Raw genomic sequence first — 21,921 nt, forward strand, 5'->3', positions numbered from 1 at the left:
TAGCGTAAGAGTGCATCCATCAGAAAAAATAGTTCTACAATAAAGGATGTGTGTAAAGCAAAATGAATCCCCTATCATCAGATAGGGGATTTTTTAGGACACCCATTTTTTCCAGAAATAAAAAAACCTCCGTCGGCCGACGGAGGTTTTTCTCTTACGCTAAAAGTAGTAGAGTAGTTATTTGGGTTATCAGTTTATTTCTTTGTAAATCAAATTATTACGAATTTCTTAGTGTCATTTTTCAATACTGCGAATTCGAATCACAAATGTCTGTTATTCGACGATTTTAATCTCTAAGGGGAAACCCTCGTTTTTTTGTAGAAACAGTTAATGATCCATTTCAAACAGGTATTTTTATAGTTCAAATTCTCATTGAATGAATAATCGGTTGATAAAGCTTTTTACTGGATTGTTTCTGTTTGCGTTTCTAGTTGGAGCCTGCAAGAAACTGACCACTAAGATTGTTTATCATAAACCTTCTACTGAAAAATTGGATGAGAAATGTGCATGGCTTTTGGAAAGAACACACTTCCACGACAAAAAGTACTATCCAACCTTCCAAAATTATTATGCCGAACAATTAAAGCTCAAACGCTATGACAAAGCGGCAATAGCACTCGGAGAATTGACGGAACTTGAAATGTATTTCTCCTTTTTTCAGAAAAGTACATTGGATACCATTCACTCCTTTCAAAAACGCTATGAACAAAAACTTCCCTGGGATAAAACCTTGTTTGTTGAATCCTACATAGGGAATTATTATATCAATCAAACGAACTACCGGAAGGCCATTCAATACTTCCGGAAATTAGTTGCATACAAGCCATTTGATTACAATACCTGTGTGGAAGTTGCCCACGGATATGGCGATATGGCTTTTTGCTATTTTGCAATGGGGGAGCATGAACAAGCTCTTCGATACAATTCGAAAGCATTGGCATTGTTCAATCAGACAGATAATTATACCGGTCGGGGTGGAATCTACGACAACATGGCTTTGGTGAGCCTGTACTCTAAAAATTACACGGAAGCGGAGGGGTATTTTGACAAAGCAATGTCGGATTACAAACACGCAAAGGATACAGGAAATATGATGATCTCATTGCACAATAAGATCATCCTTTATCAGGAAATGAATCATCCCAAACAATATGACCTGATCGATTCGACCTATCATTTGTTTATTAAAAGTAAGGTTCCGGATGAATCGCTTGAAGTAGGACTTTCCTCTTTTTATGTCGATTTATTAGTGCATGAAGGCCGTAATTCGGAAGCAAAAGCAGTTCTTTTTGATATGAAGCAGCTTGTGGATACCTTGAATTCCGTTGCTTCAGATGCCGATTACAACATTGCTTTGGCAAATTACGAGATTAAAGCAGGAGAAGGGATCAAGGATATCGGGTTGATTGAAAAAGCATTTTATGCAGTTGAAGAACAGGAAGATTATCAAAATCAGATAGCCTTTGCTCAGGTATTGAAAGATAATGCGGTGATGAGTAAGGATTACCAAAAAGCATATCTGTTTTCGGAAAAACTGAAACGCGCTGAAAATAAGATCAGCGATCAGAAGATAATTACAAAAACCATGGAGTTGAATAAACTTTATGAAACAAAACGCAAGGAACAACAAATTGCTCTTCAGAAAGAAACGATTTCAAATGGAAGAATAACCATTGCCCTGTTGATGGCTCTCTTAATGGGATTTATTTTGGTCCTGTTTATTGTTTTTTCAAGACAAAAACAGAAAAAAGCAAGGTCGGAAAGTAAACGCGCACGTCGGTATACCAAGCAATTACTAGATAAAACGGAAGAAGAGCGCAGACGTATTGCCAGTGATTTGCACGACAGTGTGAGTCATGAATTATTGAACCTGAAACATTCGATGAGTGGAAACCCGATTTCCGCTGGAGAGAAGATCGATTCGATTATCAAGGATATCCGCAGTATCAGCAGAAACCTGCATCCGGTAATGTTTGAAAAAGTGGGATTGTCAGCGAGTGTTAACCAACTCCTGGATCGGGCGCAATCCGTCAATCAATTGATGGTGACTTCCGATATCGATTATAACGGGGGCTTATCTGTTTCAGATGAATTGCAGGTTTATCGGATCATACAGGAAGCCCTTTCGAATATCATCAAATATGCAAAAGCCGTAGCCGCGAAAATCATCATCCGGGAGAATGCAGAAGGTTTGATGATCCAGATCAAAGACAACGGACAAGGTTTTAACGTGAGTGAGATACTATCCGGAAAGGATGCCTTCGGGTTATATAATATCATCGAAAGAAGCAAAGCTATCGGAGGCTTGGCAAAGATTCATTCCGACAAGAATGGAACCATTATCACTATTGACATAAAGAAAACAAAATGACTATTGTAATTGCAGACGATCACCCTTTTACGCTTCAGGGAACCCAAAGTTTCGTTGAATCTTATGGTTATAAGGTAATAGCAACCTGCGCGAATGGGGTTTCTGCTTTGAATATCATCCAGCTTCGTTTGCCGGATATCGCAGTTTTGGACATCAATATGCCCGCATTGGATGGATTGGATGTTGCTAAAAAAGTGCAGGAATTGAAGTTGAAAACAAAGGTTATTCTCCTGACAATGCACAACGAAATGACCATTTACAACAAATCCAAAGAATACGGAGTGTATGGCTACATTTTGAAAGAACACGCACAGGTTGAACTGAAAAACTGTCTGGCTGAAGTGGCAAAAGGAAACCAATATGTAAGCGATTCCTTATTGAATGATTTGATCACTGTGCGTGAAACAGGAACAAGTGAATTGGATAAATTGACCTTTTCCGAGCGTAAGATCATCGAATTGATTGCTCAGCAAAAAACGAGTAAGCAGATTGCTGAAATGCTGTTTTTATCCGAAAAAACCATCGAGGGTCATCGGACCAATATCATCGAAAAATTAGGATTACCGAAAGAAAAGAACGTCTTGCTCAAATGGGCGATGATGAATGGGGTGGAATAAAAAAAATCATTAGTAAAAAAAGGAAGTCCAATCGAATGGTTGGGCTTTTTTTGTGATGATATTTTCAAATTGAAAAGAATGGATTTCATTTTGAATGTTATTTGGTGTCTCTCACCAATTATCCGGTTCAATCAAGCGCCTTTTCCTTGAGCTGCATGAATGATCAAAAAAGTGTTTTTGGAATCCATAAGTGTAACAAATACAAGGTTTTCACTTATTCCATTGTAAGGGGGCGGAGGAATAAAAAACGGATTTAGTAGTGATCTCCCATCTCCAAAATGAAACTTCTTTTGGCATGGTATAGTTGTTGTCTATCCGAAATACCGAAGCTGGAATAGTTCATCATTTAAAATCAAGTAGTATGGCACGTTTTATTTCAATCAGTTTGGTCTTAATAATCAGTAACACGTTTATTTTCGCTCAAAAATACGGGCTCATTCCGATGCGGATGTTGGTTCAGGAAACAGGATTGGTTACTCCGTTCGTTTACGAAGATGAAGGACTTCTCAGAACAGCTGAAGCAGATCGGGAAAGTGCAGTTACCATGCATCTCTATAATAATGCAAATTCGAATTACCTGATGGTGGAGATTCTGGGTGCCTCCAGGGTAATGCCATTTCAATTGGTCAATACTCAAGGAGAAGAAGTCTATTCAGGATCCATCCTCGGAACCCAATTGATTGAAACAGAATCGTGGCCTGCAGGAACCTATTATTTCCTGTGTGGTACCAAGCGCGAAACACTATATATCACCAAGTGATCAATCAAGGGAGCAATTGACACTTGGATAAGCAAAAAAAAGGCTGGTTTGAAGATTCAAACCAGCCTTTTTTGGAAATATATATTTTTATTGGATACTTACTGCGCGCTGAGAAGTTCCGTTTTCAGAAACCAAACGAACGAAGTAAATTCCAGGTTGAACCTCCAGGTTCATGTCAACAGTTGTTTCTCCTTGAGCAACTGTTCTTGCTGCAATTTGTTTTCCTTGAGCATCCACAATCGTGATTTGCGCTTCACTGCTTAATGTACCAAATGAAATTTGGAACGTTCCGTTATTCGGAACCGGGTAGATCATCATGGAAGTAGCATCCAATTCATCCAATCCTGTCGTACACGGTGCAATAGTTACGTTCACACTATCCGTAAGCGTACAATTTGCATTGTCTACTACTGATAGTACAACTTCACCGGAACTTTGTACTGCATAGGAATTGAAATTGTTGTTTACACCATTCCAGGTATATGAACTATAACCAAAACCTCCCGGAATGATATACAATCCATCTCCGGAACAAACCGTTGTATCTGCTCCTAAATCAAGTGTGTTGAATGTAAAAGTGATTTTATTCGGACAAGCATAGTTTGTCGGGGTTGCAGCTAATCGTGCTGCTGAGTCCGAAATTTGGAAGTAAAATAAGGTTTCCTCATCTCCACCAAAAGTAGTAGTTCCACCTTCATAATGTCCGTAAAAACGGTGGTTTACCGGGTGAGTGATAAAACTAGCCATATCTGAAAAATCTGAAATTCCAAAGATGGTTATTGCAGTATCAGTAGTGAAATTATAATCAACAATGGAATCGTTATCATCTCTGTAATATGCATGACGATCAGTACCGTCAAAACCTGACATACCCCAATCAGCCCAATTCTCAGAGCCACTCACGCTTAAACTATCTTGTCCCAGTGGTGTAACCAATCCGTTCAAAATAGAGATGTGGTAAAAGTCGTAATTTCCATAAGCAGTTCCAACAATCAATTCATTGTATCCGGCAAGTATAACAGCTTGATCCTGAACTCCAACTGTAACAGGTTGTGATAACATGATAATTTCAGTACCTAATGATAAATCTTCGTTCAATGCACGTAAGGAATTCATCGTGAATCCATCTAGGTTGTCACTGTTAGGCGTATGTGGAGCCATTGTATTGTAAAGGGTGTAGATTTTCAATTGTGCCAGGTCAGTAAAGATTCCATCGCGTTTAGGTAAGTCGATACCATCTTGCAAATCCAGATCAAATCGGGCAGTTGCATTATCTCCGACAATGTAAACGTAGTTTGCTGTAACGGCAATTCCTCCGCGGTCATCACCACTGATTAAATCGTGATCTACCACCTGATGATTCGTTGTGTCAAATGAATTGATCACATAATAGAACGGGTTAGATACCACAGCACTGTATACATCCGTTGGGCTGGATGTAAACGGATTCAAGGTCACATTTGTTCCGATTCCAATCATATTGGATAGACTTAAATCGTTTGCGTATACGGTTGAAATGTTCCCCGTATTGATTGTTGTACCCATATTCTGACAGGTAATCATGGATTCGTCGGCAGGGTTTTCAAAAATGGTAAAGCTTGCACTGTCTTGAGTATAACATCCGTTTGCCTCGGTAAGTGTGTATGTAATATAGTAGATTCCATAAGATAGGGTGGATGGATCAAGCACACCACCTGTTACACCACTACCTGAAAAAACTCCTCCTGTTGGTGAACCAACCAAGTTCATTGGCGTTTGTGATTGACAAAACACATTGTCTGTAAATGAGAAATTGGCATGTTGAGCAGGGATACCTGTCGTACAGTAGTTGTATTGAAGTTTAGCACGTAATCTATTCTCATTGCAATAAGGATATACAGTTCCTTGCTTCACAAATTTATAGACTACACTTCCGGTGTACGAATTAATATCCGCCATTGGGATGGTGATGCTAGATGTGAATGGATTACAATTGGAATTATTCGGATTAGTAAAAGTACCAAGTAAAACAGATCCCGGACCGAAAACCTTGTACGAACTCCCCTGATAAAAATAACCGCTACCATCAATAGTCAGTGTTGCATCTTCGTATGCTCCATTGATAAGGGAGTTGAAGGTGTAATACATCGTGTCGTTGGAGTAGTCTATAGGGTTATAGTCATCATTTGATGGCGTACTTCCATAACTCGAATAGGTTTGGGAATAACCGTTGAATGTGATCAGCATGCTTGCGAGCAAACTGAAAATAAAGTAATTTTTTCTCATATTTAGATTTTGTACAAAGCTAGGTCTTTGAAGGGCGCAAATAGCGGGAAAGGATAGATCAGGGGGTAACCCTAGGTAGTAAACAAGGGTTAATCCTTAGTAGTGAAATTTCAAAGGTACCGTTCACCGAATTTTCACCAATAGCTGTTCTCTGAATCGGGATAATGCGTAATTTTAAAACGTCTTTTTCAAGTAAGGATCTGAACGAAAAAGAAGCTAATCTGTTTAAGGTTTATGGAACAACAAACCGTTATCAAAGTTCGGAATTTATCTAAGAAATTCGGTTCCTTCGAAGCAGTCAAAAATGTCTCTTTCACTGTTAATAAAGGGGATGTATTCGGGTTTTTAGGACCGAACGGAGCAGGGAAAAGTACCACCATCCGTTGCTTGTTATCACTGATCAGTCCGGATAGCGGAGAAATCGAGCTATTCGGGAAGTCATTGAATAAAAACCGATCGGAAATTCTTTCCAATGTGGGAAGTATCATCGAGAAACCCGATTTCTACAAATACCTTTCCGCCCAAAAGAACCTGGAGATATTTGCACGGATTTCAGGTGCGAAAGTATCCAGGAAAGAGATTTTAGAAATGCTGGATTTCGTTGGATTGGGTGATCGGGCGAAACACAAGGTAAAAGGATTCTCCCATGGAATGAAACAACGCTTGGGAATAGCACAGACGCTTTTGCATAATCCGGAACTGATTATCCTGGATGAACCTACTACCGGATTGGACCCGCAAGGAATCATCGAAATACGAAATCTGATCCTCCGCTTGAAGAATGAACAGAACAAGACGATCTTGTTGTCTTCACATCAATTGTCCGAAATCGAATTGATTGCCAACAGGATGGTCATTATCAATCAGGGAAAAGCAATCGTTGAAGGAACGGTAGCTGAACTACTGAACAGTGAAGAAACACTTGTCCGGATTGAGGTGGATGAAGCGGAATCAGCTGTTCGATTGCTTCAGGCGAAATTTAATCCGCAGGAAATAACCCAGATCTCTTCCAGGGAATTGGAAGTATTCATATCGAAAAATCGTGTTCCGGAACTGACCAAAGAATTGGTGTTGGCCGGATTTGCACTTCATTCCATTGAGCCGAAACGGAAGTTGGAAGATTATTTCATCAAAACCATTCAGTCCTGATGCTTTTAAAAAATACATACAACGAGCTGATCAAAATTCTTTCGAAACCAAGAAGTTATTTGGGATTGGGAGCCTTAACGATCTTAATTGGAATCATCATCTTTGCCATGAAAGCAGATGGTGAATCCATCGTTTCCTTTGTGACTGCCTCTTTTGAACAAACGCTTTCATTCAATGGAAAATTGGTCAACGGAAACCTGATAGCCTTCATCATTCTGCAAATGTTGGTGGTGCACATTCCATTATTGATTGCGTTGGTGACGGGTGATTTGATTTCAGGAGAAGCGGCAATGGGAACCATTCGCATGTTGGCGAGTAAACCTATTTCAAGAACTAACATCGTGCTTTCGAAATTCTTTGCCGGGGCAATCTATACATTCGTCATTACCATCTGGCTTGGAATTTTATCTGTATTGGTTTCGCATTGGGTCTTTGGAACAGGAGATTTGATGGTGTTGAATAGTGATGGATTGGTCATTTTACCTGAATCGGATATACTATGGCGATTCGGATTGGCTTTCTGTGTAGCTTTTTTATCCTTATTGACAGTTGCAACGCTTTCGATCTGTTTGTCTGCCTTTGCTGAAAATTCCATCGGACCCATTGTTGCAACGATGGCTATCATTATCATCTTTACGATTATCGGGAGTTTGGATGTATCTGTTTTTGATTCCATCAAACCGTATTTGTTTACGACCCACATGGCTTCCTGGCGCAGTTTCTTCGAACAACCCGTTCCTTTTGACCAGATCATGAATTCGGTTGTGATCCTGCTCACTCACATTGTGCTTTTAGTAGGGATTACGATTATCAAGTTTAATAAGAAAGACATTACATCCTAATGAAAAAAATACTTCTTTTCAGTCTGTTTTCTCTGAGTTTTGCCACTTTTGGACAAAAGCCGGAAGATCTCATCGAGAAAATCAATGCGAAAATTGCGAGTGCAAAGGATTACACGGTCAATGCATACATCGATGCAGATATTCCGATGATCCAGATCATGCCTTCCAAGGCGAAGATCTATTTCAAGCAAAAGGATAAATTCAAGATCGAATCCAAAGGAATCAACATTCTGCCCAAACAAGGATTTACCGAATTGAATCTTTTTCTATCGGAAAAATCCAAGTATACGGCAGTTTTCGGAGATTCATTAAAGATTCGGGATGTAGATACCCGATTGATCAACATCATTCCGAATTCGAGTTCAGGTGAGATCATCCTGGCAAAAATATGGGTGGATCAGAAAAATTCGGTCATTATGCGTTCTCAAGTTACGACACAGAGCAATGGAACCGTTAAAACGGATTTCAAGTATGGAAATCAATTGAGTTATGGTTTGCCGAGTGAGTTGAAATTTGAAATTGATGTGAAAAAGTTCAAAATGCCCAAAAGCGTTGCTGCTGATATCAATAAAACATCTACTGACAAGAAAAAGACCAAATCCAAACCGAAAACCAAAGGAACGATTACCATTACTTTGACGGATTATGCGGTGAATACAGGGTTAAGCGATAGTATCTTCAAGGAAAAGAAAAAGGAAACGAAGTAGTTAAATACTTTGCGTTCTCTGCTTCTTTGCGAAAGCTTTTAGCGCAAGCGTTGCTTCTTTGCGTTGAATAATAACCGCAGAGAGTGAAAAGTTTAACCGACATCTTTGCGCTTTTTCATTCTTAGCGGTAAAAAATAAGGTCTAGGTTTATTCAGTAGCTATCTTCAACAGCGCTTCTTTCAAATCAATCTTGTTTGTATCGTAAAAAAGGATTCCCAATTCAGCATACATGCGTTCCATTGATTTCGCGTTCTTCTTGTTCAATACCTTTCCAAGGTAAACAAAGCAGATACCGATTTCGTTTGCTTTCAATTCCTTGATAACTGTTTTCGTTTCATCGCTTAAAGGAAACTCACCGTCCGTCAAAAGCAACACCGAATTCACTCCTTTTTCCAATTTATTGGATGCCAAAACTGTTTTTACTGTTTCAAATCCGTTTTGAATGTTGGTCTGTCCGAAAGCATGGATCCGCTCGATTTTTTCTTCAATGTGCTTTTTCTGATTACAGGAAACGGATTGCAGTAAGACATCTGATTTACCTGAAAAAGTGACAATGGAAATGCGGTCTGATTCCCGCTGAATCTGCACCAGATCTGTGGCGTTTTTCTTCAGATGTGCCAATTTTCCGGATTCGTTCATGGAAGAGGAAGCATCCAATAGATAGATCAGATGATGAGGTTTTGCCTTACTGATCAAAAGTGCATCCGGACTCAGGTCAGAAACCATTGAATCTGCAGCTGTTGATTTAATTACCTGTTCCACATACTCAAATTTACAAAGTAGGTTTGGAGCCATCAATAACACATTCTGATTGGTATCTATTTCGGAAGGGGAAAGGCAGCAAGAGGAAGTTTCTTTGAAAGTCAATCCATCAGCAATTTCAATGTAATCATTGTAATCCTCCACAATTGAATTATAACTGTTGACAAAGTCATTATAAGCTTGCTGTGATTTCTTCAAAAAGGATTCGGTAGCATGTTTGGAGGAGGCGAACCAAAAGATGGTGCTTTGCATGGAAGTGTAAAATGTCCGATAGCGGGTATGCAACCAGAAACCGCTGTTAGGTCTACCATATCCTCGTGTTTTGTAAAGATAAAGCGAATCGTTTTTTAGTCCCTCAGTAGTTAAGATCCGGAGTTGGGCGTCATATTTCAGGTTGTTTGAAAGATTCTCCTGGTATAATTCCCTTTCCCACTTGGTTAATAGATTCATGGTGAGATTCAATTCCTGCAATCCTTGCTGCAGTTCCTTATGCGTTTGGAAAGGAGGATAATGGGCATTGCAATAATCCACTAAGGCGCTATCAAGTTGTTGCGAGTTCAGATAGCATTGCTTGAACCAACGGTCGTGGCTTCTTAAAATTCGTTTTGCTTCCTGAAATTGATCGTCGGAGTGGAATTTCTTGTCTGAAACGTACTCGTTCAAATCCGTATGGGTGGCGAATAAGCTATCTGTAGAGGCAATGTACTTGGTTAATACGGATCCAATTGGAGCATAACTGCTTTTGGATTGATGCAGTTTATTCAGCACCCGTTCTTTTGCCTCCAGCCAGGGAAGGTAATCCGATTGATAAGCTGGAATTTGATTTTTTGCATCGGGAGTGATTTCTTTAAACCGAAAAGCCACTTCAATTCCGGAATAATAAAGCGTTCCGTTGTGTTGGGTTTTACTGCAATAAAAGTAATTCTCATTGATCTTTTCAGTACTGACATGAAGCGCATGTTGTAATTGTACCGCATCGTAATACCAGGTTTGGTTGCAGCGACTGAAGACATTCATCAACTCCACCACGTGATTCATTTCCCGCACATGCTGATTCCTTCCCTGAGAAAATAACCAGTGAGAATGAAGAAAGAAGAGAACAAGGATACTGATTTTCATTTGTGCAAAAACTGAGTGCTAAGATACAACTTCTGATAGTGAAAATTTAACATTCGAAAAGAGCTTTACCACATTTACGGTATTGATACAGCCGATTCATGTTTGTACTTTTGTTTCAGTGGAATATCACAATTCACAAGGGATATGAAAGAAGAGCAAAATACGAAATCAGGAGCTAGTTTGACAGACCGTTTGTTAGAAGAACGGTTGAATAACATGCCTGTTTTCAACTCTTCAGAAGACGTGTTGAAGGGGTTGATTGATCTGGCAAAAGAAGGGGTGACTGATTTCCCGAAGGACTTGTTGCATCAGGTAGCAATTCAGGATTTGTTGCAGGCTCTCAAAACTTCCCACGGTGTTTATCTGAATAGCAAACTTCCGGAGATCGAGCAATCCATTTATAACTTGTACAGTAAACAAACCAATTCGGATAATGTGTTGCTGATGTTGTGCGGCTTTTTCATTTCTTACCAAAAGAAGCTGGTTGCGCATATTCAGTACGAGGAAGTATTTCTGTTCCCTTACATTGAATCGGTGCTTGAATTTCAAAAAACAGGAAAACCCATCGACCGGGAGCGTTTCGGAAATTTCACTTTGAAACAGTTTTTCGAGAATCATTCCAATTTGGAAGAAGACTTGAACAAGGTTCGAAACAAGATTACGGAGAACATCAAAGGATTGAAAACACCTTTAGCGTTCCGGATTTTCTTGACTCAATTAGAGCACTTTGAAAAGGATTTGGCAATTCATGCAATTCTGGAAGATGAAGTGCTGTTACCTCGCCTGGTTGATCTGGAAGTTCATTTGTTGGGATAATTTTAAGACGAAAGACAGCAGACGAAAGACAGATTCGGTCTTTCGTCTTATGTATCTGGTCTTTCATCTTTATTTTAAATTTCTTTGGCTTGATATTTGTCTTTTCGTAACTTCAACAAAAAATCTAGAAGATGAAACTGACATTCCTTGCCATAATAGCGCTAATTAGTACTTACTCATTCGGGCAAATCACTTTTGAACACGGAACCTTGGAAGAAGCATTGGCAAAAGCAAAACAAGCTAAAAAGCCATTGTTCGTAGATGTATATGCAACTTGGTGCGGACCTTGTAAACAAATGGCTGCAACTGCTTTCGTAGACCCGGAAGTGACTAAATACTACAATGCAAATTTCATTTCCCTGAAGTTGGATGGAGAAAAGAATGATGGTCCCGGAGTGATGCGGAAATATGGCATCAGCGCATATCCGACCTTATTGTATTTTAATTCGAATGGGGAGTTGGTAGCAAAGGTTGTTGGAGGTCAGCAGGCAAAACAATTGCTATCCAAAGGAAAGGACGTTGTGAATCCGGAATCGAATCCTGTGTTCGCAGCAAATAAGACCTACCAAAAATCTAAAAAGAAACAGGAAGACCTGAAGGCTTACGTGAAAGTTTTGCAGGAAAACGAACACGATTCATTGGAGAAATACGCTGCTGAATATTATCAGAAATACCCCAACCTCAATTTAAAGGATCCGGTGGAATTGGAGGTGTTTAAAAGTGCGGTTCATGATTACAAATCACCTTTGAGCAAACAATTCCTCAGCGATGATGAAAATGTGAAAAATCAGGATGCTTATTTAGGAAAGATCAATGATTATTTCATGACAACTTATCAGGAAGCTAAGATCGCGAATGATTTCGCAATCATGGAGAAAATGGTTGTGGAGGTATTCCCTTACCTTCAAAAATGCAACGTTCCCGATTTACCTTCACAAGCAGATTATCTGGAATATGTGAAAGCTCAGTTTTCAAAATAACCTACTTGTTTTGAACGGATTGAAGGTGAGATTTGTGTAAAAAACGTTCGTTTTTTTGTAAAGCCTTTTGACTTTTAATGGGTGACATTTGTGATAGAAACAAATGAGTAATCATCATTAAAATAGAGAAGTCATGTCAGCAACAGAAAAAAACACAAACCCGAATGAAAATCGGGAAGCGAATCAAAATCAGGATCAAAATCGCAATCAGAACTCCGAATCGAATTCCAATCAGACTCCGGGTATGAATTCAAACACAAATTCAAACGCCGATTCCAATTCCAATAGAGAAGGGAAGCCGTTCGAAATTACGGGTAATTGGGGAAAGCAATCCACTCAATTGAAACAACAACATCCGGAATTGACCGACACTGATTTGAAATTCGAACCAGGTAAGGAGAACGAATTACTGGACAAAATTGGAACGAAATTGAACAAATCGCGCGATGAGGTCATTGACATCATCAACAGATTCGAAGTTTAAAAAGTTCCTGTTTAGATTGCAGAATAGCTACTGTTAACAAGATTAATAGTAACTGTTAGATTCTATCAAGAGAAGAGCGTTCGCTACAAACGGACGCTCTTTTTCTCGAACCGAATCCCACTGTTCCCGAATAACAGTTTTCCAGTTAAGTTTTTTTTTGAGTGATTTATGTAACAATTTCGATAAATCATGTAAGATATTATATGTCCTGTTCATGCATATTTGTGATAAGTGGAAACAAATCCATTCGTTAATCTAGATAGTTATGAAAAAGAGAATAGCCCGTTTGATTTTATCCGTTTTAGTAGTCGCTCTTGCCAGCTGTACTGAAACAAAATCAGAAAAAGTGGACAATGCCAAGGAAGATGTTCAGGATGCACAGAAAGACCTGGATCAGGCAGAGCGGGAATATAGAGAAGAGCTCAATAGTTACCGCGAGTCGATTCAGGAAACCATCAACGACAATAAGGCGAAGATTGCAGAAATGCGGGCTGAAAAAATAGATGCGCGGGCAGATGTCATTCGTGCAAGAAATGAACGGATCGCAGAGCTTGAAAAACGCAACAATGAAATGGAAGCCCGTATGCAAGAGATGAAAAATACGAACAAGGAAAACTGGCAGGAATTCAAACGGGAGTTCAAGAACGATATGAGTGAACTCGGACAGGCATTCCGTGATATCGGAAAAGACAATGTGAAATAATACAAATAGACAATAGACAATAGACAATTGATTGGAATAGATTATTCTAAAAAATTGGTTTTGGAGGAGTCCGCCGAGGCGCACTCCTTTTTTTACTAAAGCGGAATAAAAATCAAATGTCGGATCAACGAACACATCATCAATTAGTATTTACCCGTAATAAAGAGAAATCATGAGAGCAATATTAAGCACGATAGCAATTGTTGTTATTATAGGTTGGGTTGGGCCATCGGATACTTTGGTTACCACACGGGAGGTTTATTTCATTTGATATTAGTGATTGCATTAATAGCACTTGTCCTTCAATTTATTCCCGGTAGAAGGGGATAAATGGAACGAGGAATAAACCATTCGTTCCGAATAAATAAGCGAGTTACAGCTAAGACCATTTGACAGTTTACCCTGTTGAATGGTCTTTTTTTTTGTGTTTAAACGGTATTTTAATAGGTAATTTGAAAAGTGTGAAATAAGTATAAAATATAACTAAAGAGTTTTGAGGGGAGGATAATTCGCTTTATCTTACATCTAATTCATTAGCGTACATAGTTTATAGCAAATACATTTAGAAAAATAAGTTACCAAAAACTGTTTGAAACCGGAATAAGATTTAACGATAGCGTAAGTAGATTGTTTAATTAAAATTTAGGGGTTTGAAGTTATTTGTAAAACACATGGTAAGTCTTCGGTGTAAGATGGTCGTGAAAGAGGTAGTGGCAGGCTTAGGCTTGCGCCCAACAAAGATAGAGTTGGGAATGGTGGAGATTCGTGAGAACATTTCTGAAGATGTCCGTGAGAAGTTGAAAAACGATCTGTCAAGTTGCGGCTTGGAGCTTTTGGAAGATAGGACAAGTATCCTCATAGAACAAATCATAGGTGCGGTGATTGAACTGGTTCATTATTCGGATGAAGCTCCCAAGATGAATTATTCGGATTATATCAGTGAGAAACTGAATTATGATTATACCTACCTGTCCAATGTATTCTCCAAGGAAAAAGGAATGACCATTCAGCAATTCATCATCATGAATAGAGTGGAGAGAGTCAAAGAGTTCCTGTTATACGATGAACTGAATTTGACGGAGATTTCCTATAAGATGAATTACAGTAGTGTAGCGCATTTATCCAATCAGTTTAAAAAGATCACTGGATTCTCCCCATCTTTTTACAAGCAGTTGAAATTCAAGAGATGTGAATTGGACATGATTTAATTAAATTCAAAAGGATGAATGCAAAATTCAAAAGTTAAGAGTTTTTGAATTCATCATTTTGAATTCACTGGTTGTCCTCATCCAGATCATTGTGATCGTCACCACCTAAGCTGTAATAATTGTTCTCTTCATCTTCATTTCCGTTGTCTTCCATCTCATCATCCAATTCAGAGCCCGGAACATCCAGGTTCTTGTCGAGCGAAGGATTGGTTGAAGATTTCTTTTTAGTGAGATCTTCCGGGTCCAAATCCGTTTCCTCCTTGTCTGTTCGGTAAATGTCTTCACCAGCCGGATAAACCGGGTATCCGGGAAATGATTCTGCCGTTTCCGTGCTTGTTTTTTTGGGTTTTTCCTTGCTCATGTCTGTTCGTTTTTAATTGATCGACTCACTCCTAGAAAGGTACCATAAATTCAAACAAAAAGCACTATGGGAAATGACGTATTTGTTATATGATTTACGGATTTGACCATTTTGAATTCATTATTTTGAATTTTGAATTTTGAATTCACTTCATTCCCATCAACCGTTTGATCCACTTCAGTTTCCCTTCGGAATAAGGCGAATATTTGAGTTTAGTTTCGAACCAGGAGCTTTTCTCCATAATGCTTTTGTAATGTGAAAAGGCCCTGAAACCTGCTTCACCATGATAGGAACCCATTCCACTGTTCCCAACACCGCCAAATGGCAAGCGGCTATTGGAAATGTGCATGAGTGACTCATTCACGGCGCCTCCGCCAAATGAAAGTTCATTCAGAAGTTTGTTTTTGAGCACCGAATCGTTGGTGAATAGATAGCAAGATAGAGGTTTCTCCCGCTTCTTGATTTCCCGGATTGCTTCATCAATGGAATCATAGGTGAGAACCGGAAGCAAGGGACCGAAGATCTCTTCCTGCATGATGGCATCATCAAAAGTTACATCCTGTATCAGGGTTGGTTCAATGATCCGGCTTTCTTCATCAATCTTTCCTCCGCTATAAACTTTGTTCTGATCCAGTAAACGAGCCAGACGCTGAACATTCCGGTCGTTGATGATCCGGATGTAATTTCCATTCTCAGGCGAATAGGAAGCTGCATCGATTTCTTCCTTAGCCAGACGCAAAAATTCCGCTTTTAGTGACTTTGGAAGAAGTACATAATCGGGAGCGATACAGGTTTGACCGGAATTTAGGAACTTCGCCCAGATCAAACGCTTGATTCCCATTTTCAGGTTCGCACCTTCTGTGAATATCGCCGGACTTTTCCCTCCCAGTTCCAATGTAACAGGAGTAAGGTGTTTTGCTGCGGCTTGATAGACAACACGACCTACATTCGGACTTCCGGTAAAGAAAATCTTGTCGAAACGCTGTTCCAATAAAGCCGTTGTTTCATCAATTCCTCCCTCTACGACATGAAAAAAAGCCGGATCGAAGAAGTTATTGATGAGTTCTGCCATCGTCTTACTCGTATTGGAAGGCAGTTCGCTCGGTTTCAGAATGACCGTGTTTCCGGCAGCGATTGCGGCAACAACAGGAGCCAATGCTAACTGATACGGATAATTCCATGCCCCAATTACCAGTGAAACTCCCAATGGTTCCGGGATGATGTAGCTTTTGGCAGGAAAATTTACCCAATTCGTCCGCACTCGCTTCCATTTTGCCCACTTTTTCAATTTGCTGCAAGCTTCATCGATGTCCAGGTAAACCAAACCGAATTCGTTGGTAAAAGTCTCGAAAGGAGATTTGCCGAAGTCAGCATAAATAGCTTCATTCAAGCGGTTCTGGTTCGACAATAACAGCGTCTTCAATCGCTGCAACTGGTCAATTCGAAAATTCAGATCCTTTGTTTGGTTGGAATTGAAAAATGCACGTTGTTTCTCCAGGATTTCTTTCATGGGAGTAAGTTAATGGAAAATTGAGAAAGTTGGAATCTGTTTGAAGGAAAATTCCTTAATTATCAATCATTTTTAGAAAGATGGTTTCAATCACTGCATTCCGGTTTGTTTCTTGAGATCCCGTAATTCTTGTTTTAGCTCTTTCAATTCCTTCAGAATGGTATCTTGATTTTCGGAAGGTTTAGACTCGAAGAACTGCTCAAAAAAATCAGTTCCCGATGAATCTATTTGGTTCTTTGCGGGTGGAATCCCTATAATCCGGTCACTGCTTGTTAACCGGTTTTTGGATTTTCCCGGAGTTACCACAATTGCACGTACCAAGAGATCTTTAGCGCCAATGGTAAATTTGGAATCTTGAGGTAAATGGTCGATTTTGTTCAGGTAAATATGGACAAGTACTTTGTAATGTTCATCCAATGAGACCTTGGTTACCTTTCCAATCGGTTGATTATTCAATACAACAGGATCTCCTTCAACTATTCCGGAAGCGTTTTCAAAAGTGATTGTCAATTCTTTGTTTGGGGAACTGCAGGAGAAAAGGATAAATAGGAAAAGGAGGTAGGGGATTTTTGTCATGCACTAATCGATTAAGCTGAATTTAAGCGGTTTTAAAAGATATCAAGAGTTCTTTCATGATCAATCAGATGGTATCTCGTTTTTAGTAGCTGACTTTCGAGGTTTTTGATCTCGAATCGTTTTTAATACAGTTTCGATTTTTATGTCAATCATAGCAGTGGTGATATATGCTGGAGAACCATAGAAACGATTGTTCAGTTTCATTAAGAAACGGGTAATGAGATTTACTTGCTCAAATACTTTTTGATCATCTTTTAATTTGATTGCAATCAATTTCTTACCGCTAATAGCAATGATTCTTAAAGATTTTATATTATCCCAAGTAATGAAATAACTGCTTCCGGCAGAAGAATGATTTTTGATTCCTTGTTCATTAATAATTAATGCCGGACTGAATTTTGCAAGGCTGAAAAGAATTGAAATTCCGGCTAACCCGAAAAACAGGAATCCGATTATTCCAATGATATAGAGGAATTCAGGTGAATAACGGGAGCTTTCAATATTCCCATTGATCATATAGACAGAAACAATTACAAATAGAGTACTCCCCAAAAGAAGTAAGAATTGCTTTCTAGCATTTTTCGTGATAATTACCTGATTTTCTAGCATCTTAGATTAGGTCGTTTTTCAGATAAAATGAAGCTAAAATTTGTTCTTTCAAATTAACTTTTTCAATATGAATATTTCCATCCCGGATCTCCAAACGCTGACTGTGTTTGTAATTCAGCACTTGTCCGTTTTCGCGGATTGCTTGGTTTTCAGTAAGATTCAAGGTCTGAATGAGCCAACCCGCTTGTTGTGCTTCTGCTTTTGAGAGAATTCCTTCGTCGTTGAACTCGCCATCGGGAGAAGAGTAGAACGCAGTGTAACCGTAATTGATATCCACTGCGGGCGACCAAAGCGCTTCTCCAATGGTTTGAGCAACACCTGTGTAGATTTGTTGTTCCATGGCTCTTGCGCGCGCTCCAATATGAACCCGAGTTGCGCCTTTGAGTGTTTCCGTGCAAGAGGGAACCAAAATGAATTCAGTACCGGCTTCGGCCAATAAATGTCCGCCAATTGGAAACTCTATATCGAAACAGATTTGTATTCCAAATTTCCCAAAAGAGGTTTCGAACACACGCAAAGCACCATCCGAACTGGAAATTCCCCAGGATTCATCTTCAAAACGGGTCATGAAATGCTTGTCTTGGTACGAATGCCTCATTTCAGTGAAGACAAAACATCGATTTACAGTTCGATCTTCTAAAGCCACCGGAAAGCTCGGAGCAACGATTACACAACTGTATTTCCGTGCAAATTCCTGAAAAGTTTCCAGAAAAAAGGGGAGAAGTTCCTGCAGGTGCACAATCTGCAATTTCAAATCGGATTGAATAGCTTCCGAAAACAAAGAAGTCAATTCCATGCTGCCGTATTCCGGAAAAGTCAAAATCTGAGCGCCTTGACTACATGCATCGGAAATCCACTTTTCCGTGTGATTTTTCCAATCTGCTAACGAGTTGTGATAAGTGATCGGATATTGGGCAAGGGCGATTGTTACTTCCATTCCTTGGTCCAAAATAGGAGTTCCTTTTCTGTTTCTTCTGTTTCGTTTCGGTCTAGCCAAGACATCTTGCAGCAATAATTCTGTTCGATATAACCGCGTTTCTTCCAAAAATCAGTATTCGGTCTGTAATCTGCGGGGTGTAAAGGATGATCTTCCGGTCGGACAACGGAACAGAATGCCGTGACTTTGAATCCGTTTTCCAATGCATGTTTTTCACGAACATCGAAGAACAAATGGCCTAATCCTTGACCTCGGTAGGCAGGTAAAAGAATACTTTCTCCGAAATAGAAAATCTCATCGGTATTTAATCCTCTGTCAATGAAAGGTTGTTGAGTTGTTTTGGCTACCGAGTTTAAGGGTATTCCCATCGTTGCACCAACGAGTTTTGCACCATCAAAAATACCAAAAGCAATACTCAGTGGATTTTGGGTGTAGCCATACAAGTAATCCTGTTCGTATTCCAAAGAACCTTCGTATAAATAGGGGAAATCATGAAAAACTGCAATGCGCAGTTGACCCAATTGTGGGATCAATTCATCAATTTCAGCTCCAAGGGCTAATTTGTGAGACAGCTGATTCATGCTTTATTGAGAAACTAATTCAATCCACAATTCCAGGTTATAATAAGTGGTAACGCGGGTTATTTTTCCCCCTTGCACTTCCAGGAAAGCGGCTGCAGGAAGAATATATGTTTGTCCGTGAGCAGGAGGTAAACCTTCCTCTGCTTTTTTATACGTTCCGTGAACCACAAATTCCGCAGCAATTCGTCCTTCTGTAGTAGAAGAAAAAAGTACGATATCCTTTAAGGTTTCCGCATAACTTGCATCCATGTTTTGCATGAAATCCGTAAACAATGCTTTTCCAATGCGCGGTTTCCCCTGATTAGGTTCGTGGATAACGTGTTCGTCCACCAAGGACAGCATCTCAGACCAGTTTCTGGAATTGAATGCGTCATAATAAGCTTTAACAGTTTCTAGAGAAGTCATTTTTATAATTCAAAATTAAAAATGCAAAATTACAAAGCAGAAGTGTGATTTGGATCAACTAACTCTTTTTGAATTCAAAATTTTGCATTTTGAATTAGTTTGGGCATTCCCCCTTCACATACTTTGTAATGCCATGACATTCAGCGGTGCAAGCATTGGAATAGGTTTTTTGATTGCATCCGCAAACGGGATCGTATTGCATCGTGCAGATACAATCTTCCTTGATTTTTTCAGTACAATCTTCTTTGGTACAACTTTTAGCAGTTCCCATTGCTAAAATGGAAGTGAATATCAGTAGTTTCATAATCAATGAATTTAAGCTAAGATACTCAAAAATACTCCGTCGATCACTTGTGCCATCTTGGAAATATTCAAGGTTCCCATCTCATCTGTTTTCTGATGGTAATTCTTGTTTCTGTAAAATGCTGTGTCTGTGACCATACAGGCGCTGAAGCCCATTTTCCAATAGTTCAGGTGGTCGGAAAAATCAATACCGGTCAGGGATTTGGGACCGTTGAATTTCTTTACGGGAAGTTGGGCAAATCGGTCCATTTGTTTGGTGAATTTCCTTGCTCCTTTTCCTTTGCCAAATTTATTGACGACCGTGATGTAATTCCCCCGGGAACCATAAAACAGTTTCAGGAATCCAATGGGATAATCCTGGGTATGTTTGGCCTCATTGAAGTAACCGATCATTTCCAGAGAAATCATTCCAACAACATCCGCATGGGAATCTTTGAGTGATTTGGCATGAATGAAACTTCCCATGTATTCCGTTCTGAAAAAGGGCGGTTCTTCCAAAGTGTATGCAACCAATTCGATGCATTTATCGAGTTGTTGCCCTTTCAAAAGCCTTGCCAGTTCCAGTAGACCAACAATTCCGGAAGCATTATCGTCTGCACCTTCCTGATTGCCGCAAACATCGTAATGAGCACCTATGACCATCTTTTGTGACGCTTGCGGATTGAAACGTGCAACGACGTTTTTGTACGTCAGACTGCCAATCTGATAGTTTTGATAGAAAACCGTGTCTGCATATTCCTTGAAATTGGTGGAAATAAATTTCGCACACAGGTTCAATTGGTCAATGTTCTGATGATTACGCGGTTTAGGAGTTTTGGTAAGCACGGTCAATAGGTCTTTGATACGGACAGTATCTGACTGACCGTAAGAGCTGGTTCCGAAAAGAAAAAGGACAAGGAAAGGAATAATTTTCATATTGGGTTTGAATGAGTTGATGCAAGTACACCCAACAAGATAAAATGTTTAATGGGAGGAGAAGCTAAAATAACTTGAAGCTGGGGTTTTATTGAGTGATTGGTTTAAGCTTTACTTCTGATCTACAAATTCGGCATTCGGAATTAGTTTACGAATGTAAAGTCCACATGATAATGATCATCATGCAACGAATCAATTAAATCACTCAGCTTGGTTGCGAAGTAAATTCCACTTGCCTTCAGTTTCTTTCCGTATTCAGTAGCGAATAAGTTGTCTTTCAAGGCAATTTTCAGAATTACTTTTTCAATTTTCAATCCGTTCTTTTTCGCTTGAGTATTTAATTCCAGGAGATGTTTAGCCAGGAGATTGAAATCAATGGAATAGGTGGTGTCTTCTGTATAAACTCCATTCTCATCAAAATCCATCAGGTAATGCGGGAGTCCGATCGTGTTGAAATCCATGGAAGAACTCCCGTTTTTAAGAAGTGGAGACATGAAATCAACGCTCAATCCATTCTGATGCGTTCTGTGAGGCCAGATTTTACCACCGTGTTCATTGGAACATTCCATGAGTCCGAATTCAAAATGGGGGAGAATGGTTTCAAACTCCTTGTATGTCGACAAAACAGTTCGATGAACTTTTTCGTTTGTAAAAGCGTGTTTGCTCAAATAGCTTGTGGAATCAAAATAAATGAAGTTCGGACCTTTAAAGGGAAACAGTTTTCCGTTCTTCAGACTACCGTTGCTCACAGTGCCGCTGGAAACACTTGGTTCGTTATTTTCCGCGTATTGATCGTAAAGTTCCTGAATCGGATTGGGTTCAGCTTTTGGTTGGTGTGCGTCTCTAACAGGTTCCTTGTTGGATTCTGTTTGTCCCGCGCAAGCCTGAATGATAAGAAGAGGTAAGATGAATGGAATTATTTTCATGATTCCGGTTTAGCA

General features: G+C 39.5%; 24 protein-coding genes. 12 read left to right on the forward strand and 12 right to left on the reverse strand.

What is annotated here, in order from left to right:
• Window positions 1–376 precede the first annotated feature (376 nt).
• From AAG807_RS15380 to AAG807_RS15390, 3 genes are all read left to right on the forward strand, one after another.
• Window positions 377–2,371 (forward strand): tetratricopeptide repeat protein, encoded by a 1,995-nt coding sequence (locus AAG807_RS15380; protein ID WP_341905791.1) that lies wholly within the window; start codon window positions 377–379, stop codon window positions 2,369–2,371.
• Window positions 2,368–2,988: a response regulator transcription factor gene (locus AAG807_RS15385; RefSeq protein WP_341905794.1), complete on the forward strand. Its 621-nt coding sequence runs from the start codon at window positions 2,368–2,370 to the stop codon at window positions 2,986–2,988. Before AAG807_RS15380 ends, AAG807_RS15385 begins: the two co-directional genes overlap by 4 nt.
• Before the next feature lie 361 nt (window positions 2,989–3,349).
• A complete protein-coding gene (locus AAG807_RS15390) occupies window positions 3,350–3,748 on the forward strand; it encodes a hypothetical protein (RefSeq protein WP_341905797.1) in 399 nt (132 codons plus the stop codon).
• Window positions 3,749–3,835: 87 nt separating this feature from the next.
• Here the strand turns inward: AAG807_RS15390 and AAG807_RS15395 are convergent, their stop codons facing one another.
• Window positions 3,836–6,013, reverse strand: a complete 2,178-nt coding sequence (locus AAG807_RS15395; protein ID WP_341905798.1) for a T9SS type A sorting domain-containing protein — start codon at window positions 6,011–6,013, stop codon at window positions 3,836–3,838.
• 234 nt (window positions 6,014–6,247) lie between these two features.
• Between AAG807_RS15395 and AAG807_RS15400 the strand changes: the two genes are divergently transcribed.
• Genes AAG807_RS15400 through AAG807_RS15410 form a run of 3 tightly spaced genes read left to right on the forward strand, consistent with a single transcriptional unit; the run spans window position 6,248 to window position 8,711 of the window.
• The gene (locus AAG807_RS15400) at window positions 6,248–7,162 is read left to right on the forward strand and encodes an ABC transporter ATP-binding protein (RefSeq protein WP_341905801.1); all 915 of its coding nucleotides are present in this window, start codon (window positions 6,248–6,250) and stop codon (window positions 7,160–7,162) included.
• Window positions 7,162–8,004, forward strand: coding sequence for an ABC transporter permease subunit (locus AAG807_RS15405; protein WP_341905803.1), 843 nt, complete (start codon window positions 7,162–7,164; stop codon window positions 8,002–8,004). Before AAG807_RS15400 ends, AAG807_RS15405 begins: the two co-directional genes overlap by 1 nt.
• Complete coding sequence (locus AAG807_RS15410) at window positions 8,004–8,711, forward strand: hypothetical protein (protein WP_341905806.1); 708 nt, start codon at window positions 8,004–8,006, stop codon at window positions 8,709–8,711. Before AAG807_RS15405 ends, AAG807_RS15410 begins: the two co-directional genes overlap by 1 nt.
• A 147-nt stretch (window positions 8,712–8,858) precedes the next feature.
• Here the strand turns inward: AAG807_RS15410 and AAG807_RS15415 are convergent, their stop codons facing one another.
• A complete protein-coding gene (locus tag AAG807_RS15415) occupies window positions 8,859–10,592 on the reverse strand; it encodes a VWA domain-containing protein (RefSeq protein ID WP_341905808.1) in 1,734 nt (577 codons plus the stop codon).
• 144 nt (window positions 10,593–10,736) lie between these two features.
• Between AAG807_RS15415 and AAG807_RS15420 the strand changes: the two genes are divergently transcribed.
• From AAG807_RS15420 to AAG807_RS15445, 6 genes are all read left to right on the forward strand, one after another.
• Entirely contained in the window at window positions 10,737–11,408 is a 672-nt protein-coding gene (locus AAG807_RS15420) for a hypothetical protein (RefSeq protein ID WP_341905810.1), read from the forward strand.
• A 131-nt stretch (window positions 11,409–11,539) separates the two neighbouring features.
• A complete protein-coding gene (locus tag AAG807_RS15425) occupies window positions 11,540–12,388 on the forward strand; it encodes a thioredoxin family protein (RefSeq protein ID WP_341905812.1) in 849 nt (282 codons plus the stop codon).
• 133 nt (window positions 12,389–12,521) lie between these two features.
• On the forward strand, window positions 12,522–12,872 hold the full coding sequence (locus AAG807_RS15430; protein WP_341905815.1) for a hypothetical protein: 351 nt from the start codon (window positions 12,522–12,524) through the stop codon (window positions 12,870–12,872).
• 265 nt (window positions 12,873–13,137) lie between these two features.
• Window positions 13,138–13,575: a peptidase M23 gene (locus AAG807_RS15435; protein WP_341905816.1), complete on the forward strand. Its 438-nt coding sequence runs from the start codon at window positions 13,138–13,140 to the stop codon at window positions 13,573–13,575.
• 216 nt (window positions 13,576–13,791) lie between these two features.
• Window positions 13,792–13,905, forward strand: coding sequence for a lmo0937 family membrane protein (locus AAG807_RS15440; protein WP_341905819.1), 114 nt, complete (start codon window positions 13,792–13,794; stop codon window positions 13,903–13,905).
• A gap of 320 nt (window positions 13,906–14,225) precedes the next feature.
• On the forward strand, window positions 14,226–14,783 hold the full coding sequence (locus tag AAG807_RS15445; protein WP_341905822.1) for an AraC family transcriptional regulator: 558 nt from the start codon (window positions 14,226–14,228) through the stop codon (window positions 14,781–14,783).
• 64 nt (window positions 14,784–14,847) lie between these two features.
• Here the strand turns inward: AAG807_RS15445 and AAG807_RS15450 are convergent, their stop codons facing one another.
• The 10 genes from AAG807_RS15450 to AAG807_RS15495 form a co-directional block, all read right to left on the reverse strand.
• A complete protein-coding gene (locus tag AAG807_RS15450) occupies window positions 14,848–15,144 on the reverse strand; it encodes a hypothetical protein (RefSeq protein ID WP_341905825.1) in 297 nt (98 codons plus the stop codon).
• 145 nt (window positions 15,145–15,289) lie between these two features.
• Complete coding sequence (locus AAG807_RS15455) at window positions 15,290–16,654, reverse strand: aldehyde dehydrogenase (protein ID WP_341905828.1); 1,365 nt, start codon at window positions 16,652–16,654, stop codon at window positions 15,290–15,292.
• Between the two features lie 90 nt (window positions 16,655–16,744).
• Window positions 16,745–17,230 carry an MCE family protein gene (locus AAG807_RS15460; RefSeq protein WP_341905831.1) on the reverse strand — a complete coding sequence of 162 codons (486 nt, stop codon included), beginning with the start codon at window positions 17,228–17,230 and terminating at the stop codon, window positions 16,745–16,747.
• Window positions 17,231–17,290: 60 nt separating this feature from the next.
• Window positions 17,291–17,839: an STM3941 family protein gene (locus AAG807_RS15465; RefSeq protein WP_341905834.1), complete on the reverse strand. Its 549-nt coding sequence runs from the start codon at window positions 17,837–17,839 to the stop codon at window positions 17,291–17,293.
• Between the two features lies 1 nt (window position 17,840).
• Window positions 17,841–18,776, reverse strand: coding sequence for a carbon-nitrogen hydrolase family protein (locus AAG807_RS15470; protein ID WP_341905835.1), 936 nt, complete (start codon window positions 18,774–18,776; stop codon window positions 17,841–17,843).
• Window positions 18,767–19,357, reverse strand: a complete 591-nt coding sequence (locus AAG807_RS15475) for a GNAT family N-acetyltransferase (protein ID WP_341905838.1) — start codon at window positions 19,355–19,357, stop codon at window positions 18,767–18,769. The genes AAG807_RS15470 and AAG807_RS15475 overlap by 10 nt, the downstream gene beginning before the upstream one ends.
• Window positions 19,358–19,360: 3 nt before the next feature.
• The gene (locus tag AAG807_RS15480) at window positions 19,361–19,762 is read right to left on the reverse strand and encodes a ketosteroid isomerase-related protein (protein WP_341905841.1); all 402 of its coding nucleotides are present in this window, start codon (window positions 19,760–19,762) and stop codon (window positions 19,361–19,363) included.
• Window positions 19,763–19,856: 94 nt separating this feature from the next.
• Window positions 19,857–20,066 (reverse strand): Kazal-type serine protease inhibitor, encoded by a 210-nt coding sequence (locus tag AAG807_RS15485; RefSeq protein WP_341905845.1) that lies wholly within the window; start codon window positions 20,064–20,066, stop codon window positions 19,857–19,859.
• 11 nt (window positions 20,067–20,077) lie between these two features.
• The gene (locus AAG807_RS15490) at window positions 20,078–20,980 is read right to left on the reverse strand and encodes a M28 family peptidase (RefSeq protein WP_341905846.1); all 903 of its coding nucleotides are present in this window, start codon (window positions 20,978–20,980) and stop codon (window positions 20,078–20,080) included.
• A 143-nt stretch (window positions 20,981–21,123) separates the two neighbouring features.
• Window positions 21,124–21,906 (reverse strand): hypothetical protein, encoded by a 783-nt coding sequence (locus AAG807_RS15495; protein WP_341905848.1) that lies wholly within the window; start codon window positions 21,904–21,906, stop codon window positions 21,124–21,126.
• Window positions 21,907–21,921: the final 15 nt, after the last annotated feature.

The organism is Fluviicola taffensis DSM 16823 (assembly GCF_943372375.1).
In the GTDB taxonomy this organism is placed as follows: Bacteria; Bacteroidota; Bacteroidia; order Flavobacteriales_D; family Crocinitomicaceae; genus Fluviicola; species Fluviicola taffensis_A.

Excerpts from the sequence above, each read along its gene's own strand:
- AAG807_RS15380 (WP_341905791.1), top strand. The coding sequence starts at position 377 with ATGAATAATCGGTTGATAAAGCTTTTTACTGGATTGTTTCTGTTTGCG.
- AAG807_RS15385 (WP_341905794.1), top strand. The coding sequence starts at position 2,368 with ATGACTATTGTAATTGCAGACGATCACCCTTTTACGCTTCAGGGAACC.
- AAG807_RS15390 (WP_341905797.1), top strand. The coding sequence starts at position 3,350 with ATGGCACGTTTTATTTCAATCAGTTTGGTCTTAATAATCAGTAACACG.
- AAG807_RS15395 (WP_341905798.1), bottom strand. The coding sequence starts at position 6,013 with ATGAGAAAAAATTACTTTATTTTCAGTTTGCTCGCAAGCATGCTGATC.
- AAG807_RS15400 (WP_341905801.1), top strand. The coding sequence starts at position 6,248 with ATGGAACAACAAACCGTTATCAAAGTTCGGAATTTATCTAAGAAATTC.
- AAG807_RS15405 (WP_341905803.1), top strand. The coding sequence starts at position 7,162 with ATGCTTTTAAAAAATACATACAACGAGCTGATCAAAATTCTTTCGAAA.
- AAG807_RS15410 (WP_341905806.1), top strand. The coding sequence starts at position 8,004 with ATGAAAAAAATACTTCTTTTCAGTCTGTTTTCTCTGAGTTTTGCCACT.
- AAG807_RS15415 (WP_341905808.1), bottom strand. The coding sequence starts at position 10,592 with ATGAAAATCAGTATCCTTGTTCTCTTCTTTCTTCATTCTCACTGGTTA.
- AAG807_RS15420 (WP_341905810.1), top strand. The coding sequence starts at position 10,737 with ATGAAAGAAGAGCAAAATACGAAATCAGGAGCTAGTTTGACAGACCGT.
- AAG807_RS15425 (WP_341905812.1), top strand. The coding sequence starts at position 11,540 with ATGAAACTGACATTCCTTGCCATAATAGCGCTAATTAGTACTTACTCA.
- AAG807_RS15430 (WP_341905815.1), top strand. The coding sequence starts at position 12,522 with ATGTCAGCAACAGAAAAAAACACAAACCCGAATGAAAATCGGGAAGCG.
- AAG807_RS15435 (WP_341905816.1), top strand. The coding sequence starts at position 13,138 with ATGAAAAAGAGAATAGCCCGTTTGATTTTATCCGTTTTAGTAGTCGCT.
- AAG807_RS15450 (WP_341905825.1), bottom strand. The coding sequence starts at position 15,144 with ATGAGCAAGGAAAAACCCAAAAAAACAAGCACGGAAACGGCAGAATCA.
- AAG807_RS15455 (WP_341905828.1), bottom strand. The coding sequence starts at position 16,654 with ATGAAAGAAATCCTGGAGAAACAACGTGCATTTTTCAATTCCAACCAA.
- AAG807_RS15460 (WP_341905831.1), bottom strand. The coding sequence starts at position 17,230 with ATGACAAAAATCCCCTACCTCCTTTTCCTATTTATCCTTTTCTCCTGC.
- AAG807_RS15465 (WP_341905834.1), bottom strand. The coding sequence starts at position 17,839 with ATGCTAGAAAATCAGGTAATTATCACGAAAAATGCTAGAAAGCAATTC.
- AAG807_RS15470 (WP_341905835.1), bottom strand. The coding sequence starts at position 18,776 with ATGGAAGTAACAATCGCCCTTGCCCAATATCCGATCACTTATCACAAC.
- AAG807_RS15475 (WP_341905838.1), bottom strand. The coding sequence starts at position 19,357 with ATGAATCAGCTGTCTCACAAATTAGCCCTTGGAGCTGAAATTGATGAA.
- AAG807_RS15480 (WP_341905841.1), bottom strand. The coding sequence starts at position 19,762 with ATGACTTCTCTAGAAACTGTTAAAGCTTATTATGACGCATTCAATTCC.
- AAG807_RS15485 (WP_341905845.1), bottom strand. The coding sequence starts at position 20,066 with ATGAAACTACTGATATTCACTTCCATTTTAGCAATGGGAACTGCTAAA.
- AAG807_RS15490 (WP_341905846.1), bottom strand. The coding sequence starts at position 20,980 with ATGAAAATTATTCCTTTCCTTGTCCTTTTTCTTTTCGGAACCAGCTCT.
- AAG807_RS15495 (WP_341905848.1), bottom strand. The coding sequence starts at position 21,906 with ATGAAAATAATTCCATTCATCTTACCTCTTCTTATCATTCAGGCTTGC.